8 protein-coding genes are annotated in these 13,572 nt (G+C 35.8%); 5 read left to right on the plus strand and 3 right to left on the minus strand.

Annotated features, from left to right (window positions below; all coding sequences use genetic code 11):
- Positions 1 to 15 precede the first annotated feature (15 nt).
- Positions 16 to 5,400, minus strand: coding sequence for an AAA family ATPase (locus VB691_RS07865; RefSeq protein WP_323290920.1), 5,385 nt, complete (start codon positions 5,398 to 5,400; stop codon positions 16 to 18).
- 2 nt (positions 5,401 to 5,402) lie between these two features.
- Complete coding sequence (gene ligA / locus VB691_RS07870; protein ID WP_323290921.1) at positions 5,403 to 7,433, minus strand: NAD-dependent DNA ligase LigA; 2,031 nt, start codon at positions 7,431 to 7,433, stop codon at positions 5,403 to 5,405.
- 215 nt (positions 7,434 to 7,648) lie between these two features.
- Between ligA and VB691_RS07875 the strand changes: the two genes are divergently transcribed.
- The 4 genes from VB691_RS07875 to metK all read left to right on the plus strand — a co-directional run bounded on the left by VB691_RS07875 (position 7,649) and on the right by metK (position 12,018).
- Positions 7,649 to 8,749, plus strand: coding sequence for a mechanosensitive ion channel family protein (locus tag VB691_RS07875; RefSeq protein ID WP_323290922.1), 1,101 nt, complete (start codon positions 7,649 to 7,651; stop codon positions 8,747 to 8,749).
- 45 nt (positions 8,750 to 8,794) lie between these two features.
- Positions 8,795 to 9,919: a mechanosensitive ion channel family protein gene (locus VB691_RS07880; protein WP_323290923.1), complete on the plus strand. Its 1,125-nt coding sequence runs from the start codon at positions 8,795 to 8,797 to the stop codon at positions 9,917 to 9,919.
- Between the two features lie 25 nt (positions 9,920 to 9,944).
- Positions 9,945 to 10,682: an HAD family hydrolase gene (locus tag VB691_RS07885; RefSeq protein ID WP_323290924.1), complete on the plus strand. Its 738-nt coding sequence runs from the start codon at positions 9,945 to 9,947 to the stop codon at positions 10,680 to 10,682.
- Between the two features lie 76 nt (positions 10,683 to 10,758).
- Positions 10,759 to 12,018, plus strand: coding sequence for a methionine adenosyltransferase (gene metK, locus VB691_RS07890; RefSeq protein ID WP_323290925.1), 1,260 nt, complete (start codon positions 10,759 to 10,761; stop codon positions 12,016 to 12,018).
- A gap of 78 nt (positions 12,019 to 12,096) precedes the next feature.
- Here metK and VB691_RS07895 read toward each other — a convergent pair whose 3' ends face one another.
- Positions 12,097 to 12,429 (minus strand): antibiotic biosynthesis monooxygenase, encoded by a 333-nt coding sequence (locus VB691_RS07895; protein ID WP_323290926.1) that lies wholly within the window; start codon positions 12,427 to 12,429, stop codon positions 12,097 to 12,099.
- 255 nt (positions 12,430 to 12,684) lie between these two features.
- Between VB691_RS07895 and VB691_RS07900 the strand changes: the two genes are divergently transcribed.
- Positions 12,685 to 13,548: a tetratricopeptide repeat protein gene (locus tag VB691_RS07900; protein WP_323290927.1), complete on the plus strand. Its 864-nt coding sequence runs from the start codon at positions 12,685 to 12,687 to the stop codon at positions 13,546 to 13,548.
- Positions 13,549 to 13,572 lie beyond the last annotated feature (24 nt).

The following is a 13,572-nucleotide window of genomic DNA, read 5'->3' on the forward strand; positions in this document are numbered from 1 at the left end:
AGGGTTTAAAGTTTCTTATTCATCCTGTTTTTTTGGGAGCAATATTTTGAGTTCTGTGTAATTATTTTCCTCACTTTCTACAAGAATTTGACCTCGATGCCCTTGCACAATAATATCATGACTAATGGACAATCCTAATCCGGTTCCTTGTCCGGTGGGTTTAGTGGTAAAAAAGGGATTAAAAACCTGATCAAGCATGGTTTTAGGAATACCATTACCATTATCTCGAATGCTGATTTCTATTTGCTCATTCTGTTCCCTTGTGGTGATAGTTAAGGTGGGTTCAAATTCTTCTCCTCTTGCCTTTTTCTTTTCATGAACAGCATAACAAGCATTGTTAATAGTATTGAGAAAAACACGGCTTATTTCCTGGGGAGAGAGCGTAATTTTTGGTAAATTTTCAGCATAATTGGTTTGAATTTTGAGCTTGAAAGAAGTATCTTTGGCCCTGATTCCATGATAGGCTAAATTTATGGATTCTGCTAATAAACTGTTAACATCTGTTAATTCTCGTTGACCTGGTTTTCCTCTAGAGTGCATCAACATTCCATGAACAATTTTATCAGCCCGTTGCCCATGTGCATGAATTTTTTGGGAATTTTGTTTGATATCTCCTAATACTTCTTCAAGATATTCGATAGTTTCTTCCTCTAATTTATCTTTTTGAGCTTCAATTTCTTCTTGTACTTCTTCCGTTAATTCGATACATAATTCTGCAAAATTATTAACAAAATTTAAAGGATTTTTGATTTCATGGGCGATACCAGCGGTTAAAGCACCGAGAGAAGCTAATTTTTCTTGGGCAATAATTTGAGCTTGGGTTGCTTTTAATTGTTCTAAAGTATTGGCTAATTGTTGATTTTTATCTCGAAGTTCTTGGGTTCTTAAATCAACCTTTTTTTCAAGGGTTTTACTATAGTCTTCTAGTTGTTCATAAAGGCGAGAATTTTCAATAGAAATTGCGGCTGAAGTGGATAATATTTTTAAGACTTCGACTCTTTCAGGGGTAAACGCTCCTGTGGTTAAATTATTCTCTAAATAAATGATACCAGTTAATTTACCTTGATGGAGTAAAGGAGTACAAATAATTGACTTAGGTTGAGTCTTAATGATATAGGGAGTTTGGGTGAATTGTCCTTCCGAAGTAGCATCATTTAAAACAATATTTTCTTGGGTATGGGCCACATAATTAATAATGGCAACTGATAAGATAGGAGCTTGAGTCTTACTATCGATAGTCTCCATAGGAATTGATTGTAAAACGGTCAAGTTATTACTATCAATATCTCCTGCTGCTTCAATTACCCAGTTACTTGCTTTTTCTAAGAGTAAAAAACCTCTTTGTGCGCCAGCATTTTCGATGACAGTTTCCATGAATTTTTCTAGTAATTTTTCGAGAACAATTTCTCCTGATATTACTTGAGAAGCTTTCAGAACACTGTTCAAATCTAAATTACTTGATAAATGCTTTCCAGTTGTCTTAATTGTAGATTTGAAAGGCTTTAAGTTATCTTTTTGTAAAAATTGAGGATATTTTTCTTCTAAATCTTTAACTTTGGCGATAGCTCCCCAACGCTGATAAGCATAATGAGCATCTTGTAAATAATAATGAGCAAGATGGTTTTGATTTTTAGCTAAATAAAATCTGGCAGCGATTTCATAGGCGATCGCTTGTTCGTGAATATAATCATTTTTTTGAAATAAACTTATAGCACGATCATAGTATTCTCTCGCTTCTTCGTCATGGTTTAATACACGGGATAATTCAGCTTCTACCAGATAAAATTTAGCCAAATAATGACTAGGATTATGGGTTGCCCAAACTTTCATCTTAGCTTGATAATCAGTTACTTTTTTTAGTATTTTTTCTTGCTGGTGTGTTGTTTCTGAAGGTATTGCTAGGTGAGATAAAGAATTATAAAACAGAAAACTTGGTAATCCTGCTGTTGTCATTTCACCGACATATTTTTCTCCTTCAATACTATTTTCTAATGCTTGCCGAAATTCTCCTAAGACATAACAAAGCATCGTTTTATGGCTATAAAATTGAAAAAGTGCCAGTCGATAATTAACTTTTTTGTAACGTGGTAGCATTTGCTCCTCGTTGAATTTTTCACCAATTAAAAGACACCTAAATTGCGATTCATTTTTTAAATTAAGAACAACTTGATAATTCATTTCTAAAAAATAAAGACTATTTTTACTTTGAAGATTTTTAGCTGCTTCCAGATATTTACTCAGTTCATCTTGGACTTCATTAAGTTCTCTCCCTATACTAAATAAGTAAGCGCAGTAAAGTTGAGAATTCCAGAAAGCATATTCAATATCTCCAGTTTCTAAGCCTTTTTGATATCCTAAAAGTAAGGGTTGCAGCAGTTGTTCTAATGGTTCTTTCCAGTGTTTTGTAGATAAGATAACGATAAATGAAGTTTGTGATTCTAATCTTTTTGCTTGAAGTTTTGATAATAAGGATAAAGCGAGTTGACCAATTTCATAACCTTCATCAAACTTGCCAAGAATTTGACACAAAAGTTCACCATAAAAAGCATAAGCAACACAAGCTTCAGGAGAGTTACCATATTCAACTGATAATTTAACTTGTTGAGTTACAATTAAGGTAAATAATCTAGGAATAGCTAAAAATGTTGCCATACTCATACTGATTAATATTCTCATGGATGCTATGGCTTTAAGATCTCGAATTTCTGGAATATTTACTAAATCCTTGATGATTGAGTCTTGAAGCAACATTTCTGTTTCGTTGAGAGCATTCTCAATATCTAAATTACTAGGATGCTTCGTTAACTTTATCCCTAACAAAGATAAGGTTGCCAAAGATAAATCAATAGCTTCTAATAACTGATTTTGTGAGGTGTGAGCTTTAATCTTAATTTCATAAGCTTTGACTTTATCTAAAATAGATTGAGCATTTTTTACAATGGTATTAATTAGCTGTTCCATTGCTTCAAAGTTATTGTATAAATAAGCAGACTCTGCTGCTTCAAGATGAAGTTCTAAAATTAATTGATATTTTTTTATCCAATTTTCTTGATCGGTTAATAAGTCGATTCCTATTTGCAAATAATTGAATGCAGGTTGATAAGCTGCTGATAATTTTGCTTTTTTACCAGCTATTAGATTTAAGTTAGCTAATTGATAGCATTCTGATTGATTATGAATTAGTTTTTTCCCAAGATTCAATTGATTAACCAGGGTAAATATTCTTTCTTCTTGTTTCTCAATTGGCGTATTCTCTAAGAGTATTTTTCCGATTTTTAAATGAATTTCTTGTTGATTTTCTGGTGATATTAATGAGTAAGCAGCTTGTTGAACACGATCATGAGAAAATTTATAAATTATTTTTAAATTACTGACAATTTTCTGGTCATTTTGATAACTATCAATTAATTTATATTGATTATTAATGGGAATGATTAAGCCAGTTTCTAAAGCCTCTAGAAGATAATTGGCTGTTTGAATTTGCGATTTATTACAAATCATTGCTAAGGTTTTTAAATCAAATTTACTGCCAATACAAGCAGCTAGTTTCAAAATTTCTTGGGTTTTTATTTGAGTATTTTTAATGTTGTTAGCCATTAATTCAACAACATTATCAGTAATTTCTGAGGTTTCAATTTTATTTTTATTCCAGTGCCATTTCTGATTACTTCTCTCGAATTTCAAAATTTGTTTACGGTAAAGAGAAGTTAAAAATTCTTTAACAAAGAAAGGATTACCATTGGTCTTTTTCTCAACTAATTTTGCCAGATCTTCACTATTACTTTTTTTGTCTAATCTTACTGTTTCACTAATTAATTGATTTATTTGGTCTAAATTTAAGGACTTAAGATAAATTTGCTCAATAATAGTTCCTCTAGACTTAATTTCATCTAAGGTTAATCTGAGGGGATGAGTAGCATCAACTTCATTATCTCTATAAGCTCCAATTACCAATAAATGTTGATGTCCTATTGTTGTCATAAGTGACTTTATTAGCTGCAAAGAAGCACTATCGGCCCATTGCAAATCATCTAGAAAAATCCCTAGGGGATGTTGCTGTTTGGTAAATACTTTTAAGAAATTTTGAAAGACTAAATTAAAGCGATTTTGAGCTTGGGAAGGTTCTAATTTAATTACCTCTGGTTGGGTGCCAATAATTCGCTCTATTTCGGGGATAACATCAATAATTACTTGACCATTAACCCCTAAAGCATCCAAAATTTGCTGTCTCCATTGAATAACCTTTTGTTCAGATTCTGTTAATAGTTGGCTAACCAGTTCTTGACAAGCTTGGATAATAGCTCCATAGGGAATATTTCGTTGAAATTGTTCAAATTTTCCTGCGATAAAATAACCTTTTCTTTGAGTGATTGATGGGTAAATTTCTCGAATTAGTGCTGATTTACCAATACCAGAATATCCAGAAACTAACATCATTTTGCTTTGTCCTTGAATCACATTTTCAAAGGTATTAACTAATCTCTCAATTTCTTTCTCTCTTCCATAAAGTTTTTGGGGAATTTGGAACTTTTCAGAAATATCTTGTTTTCCTAAAGTAAATTCTTGAATACTGTTATTTTGTTGGATTTGTTTTAAGCAAATTTCTAGATCAGCTTTAATTCCCCCTGCACTTTGATATCTTTCTTCAGATGTTTTTGCCAATAATTTCATGACAATTTTAGAAATAATAGGAGGTATTTCATGATTTATTTGACTGGGGAAAATAGGTTGTTTAGCTAAATGAAAGTGAACTAATTCTAGGGGATCATTGGTTACAAAAGGTAGTTGTCCCGTTAGCATTTCATAAAAGGTAACACCCAAGGAATAAAAATCAGTATGATAGTCAATTTTTCGATTCATTCTCCCTGTTTGTTCAGGAGACATATAAGCTAAGGTTCCCTCAATTAAATTGGGATCACATAAACTTGTATCTTCTGTAGAGAGTCTGGTGGAAATTCCAAAATCAATCAGTTTGATTTGATGGGTTTCTGGCTGTAAAATAATATTAGAAGGGTTGATATCTTTATGAATAACGTTAGCGGCATGAACTCCTGATAAACTCTCAACAATTCCCAGGGCAACCCTGAGAAAATCAACCAAAGTTAATGTTTTTTTTTGTAAAATAATGCTGAGAGATTCACCTCCAAAATCTTCTAAAATAATTGAGAGACTATTTTGATATTTTTCCAGTCCGTAAGTTTTAATAACACCAGGCAAATTTAAGTGATCTAGAATTTTATATTCTTGTTTAAATTGTGAAATGGTGATAGGATCTGGATGACTTTGCTTAAGATTTTTTAGAATCACAGGTAATTGGTCATGTTCTCGAATAGCACGATAGACTAAAGATTGAGAACTTTCATGAATTTTTTCCTGAATTTTATAACCATGAATAAGCATATTTATCTTCCTGACTCCATCAGGGCTAAAAGTTGAGCTTCAGTTAATTGAGTAATGCCTAATTCTTGTGCTTTAATTAACTTAGATCCGGCATCTTCTCCCACGACCAAGTAATCAGTTTTGGCACTGACTGACCCCGTAACTTTTCCCCCTGCATTTTCAATTAAGGCTTTCGCTTCATTGCGTTTTAAGGTTGGTAAGGTTCCGGTAATTACAAAGGTTTTTCCCGTGAATTGGGTTAAGGAAACAGTGGAAGATTTTTCCGGTGGTGGGGTTGCTTCTAATTGTAACCCAACATTTTTCAATTGTTGAATAAGCTCGCAATTTTCGGTAATCTTAAACCAATCAACCACCGATTGAGCAATTTCTTCCCCAATGCCATAAACTAAACTTAAGGAAGAAAGAGAGGCTTGAGATAGTTGGTCAACATTGGGGAAATTTTGGGCTAAAATTTGCGCCGTAACACTACCCACATAACGAATTCCTAACCCATACAAAACCCGTGACCAAGGTTGTTGTTTGCTGCTTTCAATTGCTTTGATTAAATTTTCCGCAGATTTTGTTCCCATGCGTTCTAAATTGGCAACTTTTTGGGGGGTTAAATTATATAAATCAGCTAGGGAATTAATTAACCCATTCTTAATCAATAAAATCACAATTTTTTCCCCTAACCCCCGAATATCTAAAGCATCTCTGGAGGACCAATGTACTAAAATTCCCCGTAAAATTGCGGGACAAGAACGATTTACACAACGAGTCACCGCTTCTCCTAGGGGACGCACTAAGGTAGAATGACACTCAGGGCAACTCTCAGGCATTTGATAGGTTTGAGTATTGGGGGGTCGTAATTCCGTGAGGACGCGAACCACTTCGGGAATAATTTCCCCTGCCTTGCGAATGATCACCGTATCCCCCACACGGATGTCTAATTGGGCAATGCGATCGCTATTATGTAGGGTAGCCCGTTGTACGATGGTTCCCGCTAAATGGACAGGTTTCATCACGGCCATGGGCGTTACGGCCCCTGTTCGTCCCACATTGACGATGATATCTTCGACTAAGGTGGGGGCTTCTTCTGCTGGATATTTGAGTGCGATCGCCCAACGAGGGAATTTTTGAGTAAACCCTAATTGTTGTTGTAACTGATAAGAATTTAGTTTAACTACCACTCCATCTGTCATATAAGGTAGGTCTTTTCTCGCAGTTTCCCAATAACTAAAATAGGTAGTAACTTCTGCCAGGGACGGGCATAATTTACGATGAGGGTTAACTAAAAAGCCACTCTTTTGTAAGTATTCTAAAGAGTCCCATTGGCTGGTAATTTCTGAGGTAGGAAGATGTAAAGTATAGGCAAAAAATTGTAAGCGTCTTTGATCAACAATTTTGGGATCTAATTGTCTTAAAGTTCCGGCCGCAGCGTTACGGGGGTTAGCAAATAAAGCCTCATCTATTTGTTGTCTTTCTTGGTTAATGCGATCAAATTCATCTAGGGGCAAAAAAGCCTCTCCTCGAACTTCTACTAGGGGCGGAGGGTTATCTAAATTTAACTTTAAAGGAATGGAACGAATAGTGCGAATATTTTGAGTAATGTCTTCTCCTGTTGTTCCATCTCCTCTTGTTACCCCACGAATTAATAGACCATTTTCATAAGTCAAAGCTAAGGCTGATCCATCAATTTTTAATTCACAAACATAGTCAATTTTATTAATGTTTTTGTTCTCATAATAACGTTGCCATCTTTGTTCCCATTGTTTTAATTCATCGAGATCAAAGGCATTTTCTAGACTGTAGAGGGGGATATTATGAGCAACAGAAATAAATTGAGAAGCTAATTTATCGCCTACTCTTTGGGTTGGACTATCAGGAGTAATGAGGTCAGGATCTTGCTTTTCTAGGGTTTCTAGTTCCCGATATAATTGATCATAAACGGCATCCTCCATAATAGGATTATCAAGGACATAATAAGCATAACTTGCTTTTTGGAGTTGTTGTCGGAGTTGTTTAACTCGCTGTGGAATAGATGATTCACTCACTTTTGTGTCCTCTAGAGATGTTAATTATTATAATTTTAACTCACAAAACCCCAATTTTTGAAGACTGAAACCAAGCATGACTTCACTACTATTTAGTAAAAAATCAGGGTTTTTAAGCTAGGGAATATAAAATAGGGGCTGATTCAATATGTTATAATATAATTAATTTTAAATTTTGCTAAATTTTTTTTAGTTAACTCACAGATTTAGCTAACATGACAGATCAAATTGCCTCAAGTATCGACATCCAGACCATAATTATTTTTGCCATAGTTACTTTAATACTAATGTTCTTGAGTATTGGTATTGTTCTTTTGCCGAGAGTGATGGGAAAAATAATCACCCATTTTTTATCAGGAGAACTTCCCACAATTTACGAAAAAATAATCGTCCCTTATCACAACTGGTTAGGGTTGATTATGTTGCTGACGGTGACAGATCTCTTGATGATTTTCCTACATCTTCCAGCTTGGTTAAAACTATTAGAAATTCCCCTAGGGTTAAGTATCAATGTGCTGATTATATGGGTGGGATTTCAAATTTTCCAGGACTTCTTTGATCGTTATCTATTAGAAGCGGCGATCGCCAGTAGTAGTAAACTCAATAGTGAGTTTATTATTATTGCCAAATACTTCGCCAATGCTGCTATTATTTTTATTGTTTTATTTATCTTTGCCGAAACCCATAATATTAATGTATTGGGTTTATTTGCCAGTTTAGGAATTGGGGGTTTAGCGGTTGCTTTTGCAGCACAAAAAAGTCTAGAACAACTCCTAGGGGGCATTGTTTTATATTTAGATAAACCCTTCGTTGCTGATGACTATATTGGCCTAGCTGATGGCACTTTTGGCCGTGTAGAATCAGTCGGTTTACGGTCAACAAAAATCAGAACATCGGGAAAAGGAACCTTAATGATAGTTCCTAATAGTTCTTTGACTCAGATAAATATTGAGAACTTTACGGGAGGTAAAAAAGTTGTTTCTTTAATCTATTTAACCTTTTATAGTCTGATTCCTGAAGATGAAAAAGCCCTAATTCGTCAAGTCATTTTAGAAAGTACCAGTGATATTTTTGGTATTGACTCTCGTAGTACAGAAGTCATTTTTAAACAGATGTCTGGTAAAAATGGTAAATCTCCTGTTACCCAAGCACAAATTAACTTCTTTATATTAGGATCAGGAGAAGTTTCTATGGAATTACGCCGTCAATTTTTAGAAATTGCTAATCAACAAATTACCCATCAACTTAAAGAATATGGTATTGCTTTTGAGATTGAAGATAGGACAATTAATGTCGATTCTCCCATTACAATCTAAGTAAAACCCCCTTTGAATTGTACAGTAACGTAGTAAACATTAATCATGACAACTTTCCTAGAATATCTACAAAACATATTTCAATTTAATGAAACCACACAAACATTAATTATAAAATTTGGCTTGCAAGTTTTTATTTTCTTAGTGTTCGTTATTTTATCTTTATTGATTGGACGTTACACACCATTTTTAGTTAAACTCATCATTCAAAAATTCTCTCCCAAACTGGTTGCAGAGATTTATAATAATCTAATCACTCCCATAGAAGATCTTTTCAAATTAACAGGGACTTTGATTTTAGTTTCCCTTTCTCTCAATTTTATAAAAGCTTATCCAGGTATTTATGGATTTATAAAATTCTTTATAGATTTTATCTTAATAGGAAGTTTAGCCTGGCTTTGTTCTCAAATATTCCACCAATTTATTCGCGTTTATGGCATTGAATTAATCGGAAAGTTAGGAAAACAGGCCGATGAATTATTGTTAGTATGTGAAACTGTTGTTAATGTAATTATTGGCTTTATTGCTGTTGTTGCCTTTGCCCAAAATCAACAAATTAACTTAGTAGGATTATTAGCCAGTCTAGGAATTGGTGGTTTAGCCATTGCTTTTGCTGCCCAAAAAACCTTAGAACAACTATTAGGAACCTGTGTTTTGTATTTAGATCGTCCCTTTATTCCTGGAGAATATATTAGATTACCTAGTGGTTTATTTGGTCGTGTTGAATCAATTGGGTTACGTTCAACTAAGATCAGAACTGCTGCCAAAAGTACCCTAATGATTGTACCAAATTCAATCATGGCTAACCTAGAAATTGAGAATGTTACTCGTGGCAAAAAAGTTATGGTACTCCTTTATTTAGACTTTTCTAAAGTCTTAGAAGAATCAGAACAAGCCTTAGTAGAACAAGTTGTTAAAGAAAGCACCGATGCTCTATTTGGCATTGATCCAGGCAGTACAAAAATTGCTCTATTTACTCAAGAAGGTAAGCCAGGAATTCGCGCCAGAGTGACATTCTTTATTCTTGGTTCCAGTGATAATTCCCTAGAATTACGAAAACGTTTATTAGAATTAGCCAATGATACAATTACCAGTCAACTGAAAGATCATGGCATTGAATTTACGGTAAAAGAACCGACAATTTATGTAGAGTCTCCTGTTACAATTTAGGATGAGTCATTTAGGAGTAAAAACTTTGGTAGACATTCGCTGCGGTAACATTGAATTTAACAATATTCAAGCTATTATCTTTGATAAAGATGGGACTTTAGAAGATTCTCAAAACTTTTTAAGAGAATTAAGTATTCGTCGGGCCCGTTTAATTGATGCTCAAATTCCTGGTATTGGGGAACCTTTATTAATGGCCTTTGGTCTACAAGATAACTGTTTAGATCCCACTGGTTTAATGGCTGTTGGCAGTCGTCAAGAAAACTTAATTGCAGCAGCAGCTTACATTGCAGAAACCGGACGCAGTTGGTTTGAGTCTTTAACCATTGCTGAAAATGCTTTCACAGAAACCGATAAATATTTACAAAAAAATAGAGCCACCTCTCCCCTATTTGCTGGCAGTTTAGATGTCTTAAAAACCTTATCTGAAGCCGGATTAAAATTAGCAATTCTTTCTGCTGCCCCCACCAAAGATGTTGAAAACTTTGTTCAGGAACATCAATTGTCTAATTATATCCAATTAATGATGGGTGGTGATCAAGGACTGACAAAACCTGATCCCCAGTTATTTATTCAGGCTTGTAAAAATCTAAAAATATCCCCTAATGTAACTTTAATGGTAGGAGATTCTCAAGGGGATATTATCATGGCACAACAAGCAGGAGTCGCGGGAACAATAGGTATTTGTTGGGGCAACTCTCAGGCCCCTCATCTGGAAAAAGCAGATATCATCATTACTCAACTGGAGCAAATTAAATTATGCTAATTCTCATTTTAGGGTGTATGATGATACGTTAATAAAAACTGCATCGATATTCTTAATTTAGAGAGGGTAAAGAAAATTGACTCGCCGTTATCTGTTTACTTCTGAATCTGTTACTGAAGGTCATCCCGATAAACTCTGTGACCAAATCTCTGACACCATTATAGACACCCTACTCTACCACGATGATCAAAGTCGGGTAGCGGCTGAAGTTGTTGTTAATACAGGGTTGGTGTTAATTACTGGGGAAGTCACTTCTAAAGCCCATATTAATTTTGTTGAATTAGCCCGTAAGAAAATTGCCGAAATTGGCTATATTGATGCTGATAATGGGTTCTCTGCTAACAGTTGTGCCGTCTTAGTGGCTTTAGATGAACAATCTGCTGATATTGCCCAAGGTGTCAGTCAAGCCCATGAACAACGGAAGTCCCTCAGCGATGACGAATTAGATCGCATCGGTGCAGGAGATCAGGGGATCATGTTTGGCTATGCTTGCAACGAAACCCCTGAATTAATGCCCTTACCCATTAGTTTAGCGCACCGTTTCGCCCGTCGTTTAGCTACAGTGCGGAAAATGGGGGAATTATCCTATTTACGGCCTGATGGCAAAACTCAAGTTTCTATCGTCTATGAAGATGGTATTCCTGTGGGTATCGATACCATTCTCATCTCCACACAACATGATGAAACCATTGGTGCAATTACCGAAAACGACGCGGTTCAAGCCAAAATTAAATCCGATCTCTGGGATGCGGTAGTTTTACCCGTATTAGGGGATATGGACATGAAACCCACCAAAGAAACCCGTTTTCTGGTTAATCCTACCGGAAAATTTGTCATTGGTGGCCCCCAAGGAGATGCGGGGTTAACAGGACGTAAAATTATTGTTGATACTTATGGCGGTTATTCTCGTCACGGTGGCGGCGCATTCTCCGGCAAAGATCCCACAAAAGTTGACCGTTCCGCTGCTTATGCTTGTCGCTATGTGGCTAAAAATATTGTGGCTGCTGGTTTAGCTGATAAGTGCGAAGTACAACTGAGTTACGCCATTGGGGTTGCTCGTCCTGTTAGTATTTTAGTAGAAACCTTTGGCACTGGCAAGGTGGATGAAACTCAGTTATTAACAGCCATTCAAGAGTTGTTTGAATTACGTCCTGCGGGCATTATTCAGTCTCTTAACCTGCGTCAACTGCCTTCACAACGGGGGGGACGTTTCTATCAAGATGTAGCTGCTTATGGGCATTTTGGACGCACTGATCTTGATCTTCCTTGGGAAGCAACGGACAAAGCGACTTTACTCAAAGATCTGTTAGCTAGTCCTTTAGCTGTAGGTGTTTAAACCTGATTATTTTTGAAATTTAAAGGGAAAAGGGGTTAAACTCTTTTCCCTTGTTTATGTTGATGGGTTTGGGTAAAACTATTCCTCTGAAAATCCCTCAATTTCACTACAAATTTCATAAATATCTGTCTTAGGTGGCTTCACAAATAACGGGGTCATTTCTTCCAATATTTTCTTATAAATCTCATTTTGATTCGCTTCCATATCCTCAATTTTTTCCCACATAATCACAGCAATTCCTTCATCTGTCCCTGGTTTTTGCAGTAGAAAAGCTCCCTTAAACCCTTGCTTATAGGTCGAAACAGCTTTTTCGTACAGTCGCTGTGCTTCGGCAAACTGCCCTGGTTTAAATTCCCCCACGGCCACATAAGCATATTTATGGGTGAGAAAATCGAGAAATTCTGTTGACATTATTAAACTCCAAAATAATGATTCACTTTCTAGGGAAAAAATAGATTTTGAGCAAAAATTTTCGACAATAAAGCAAAAATCACTCAGTTTTCCCTCAAGCTATCCCATTTACTATATAACCCAACTTGTTCAGCCCTAGGCATGATTTAAGCGTTTCTTAATTAATCACCCTCAAGAGAGAAAATCACCAGAACTTCATAATTTTCCTCTACACTAGAAAAGCTAATAATTTTAAGCGAGCTTAGAGACAAGACTGTGCCTAAACGTAATTGGTTACTTTCGCTGTTAGTGGGTGTGGGATTATGGCAGTTGAGTGTGCCAGCAACGGCTCAAATGCTCTTACCTTATACCCCTCAACTGAATGCAGAACAACTCGAACAACAAGGGTTAGAAGTCGCTGAGGAAGCGGCTCAATTAATCCGCTTTCAACAATACGACTTGGCCTTATCCCGGGCCAAACTTGCTACCCAGTTAGCCCCCAATAAGTATCAACCTTGGTTTATTCTGGGAACTTTGTATGTGATACAACAGCAAGTAGAGCCTGGTATCGCTGCTTTAAATAAAGCTTTAGAGCTTGAACCAAAAGAAGTGGGGATTAAATTTACCCTGGGAAATGCTTATTTTCAAGTGGGAAATTATGCAGAAGCTGTTACCCAGTTAGAACAAGGGTTAAAACTTAAACCAGACGTGCCTGCTGCTCTGTTTGATTTGGGGAATTCTTATCTAAGGTTGGGTAAAATGACAGAGGCGATCGCCGCTTATCAAAAAGCCGTTACTCAACAAAAGGATTTTTGGCCCGCTATTAATAATATTGGTTTAATTAAGTATGAGCAAGGGGATGTTAACGGGGCAATTAAACTGTGGGAAAACGCTCTAGAAATCGATCAAGAACAGGTTGAACCTCAACTGGCCCTTGCCGTTGCTTTCTATACTCAGGGCAAAAAAGATCAAGCAATCAAATTAGGGGGAGCGGCCCTAAAATTAGACAGTAGCTATGGCGATCTTCAACACCTCAAGGATAATCTTTGGGGAGAAAAGTTAATTAAAGATACAGAAAAGTTCTTAACAACGCCTCAAATTCGTGCCATTCTTGATGATCTTGAAGAGAAGTCTTCCTAGGGAAAAATAAGAGACAATTAGGGC

Source organism: Crocosphaera sp. XPORK-15E, assembly GCF_034931425.1.
Taxonomy (GTDB): Bacteria; Cyanobacteriota; Cyanobacteriia; order Cyanobacteriales; family Microcystaceae; genus UHCC-0190.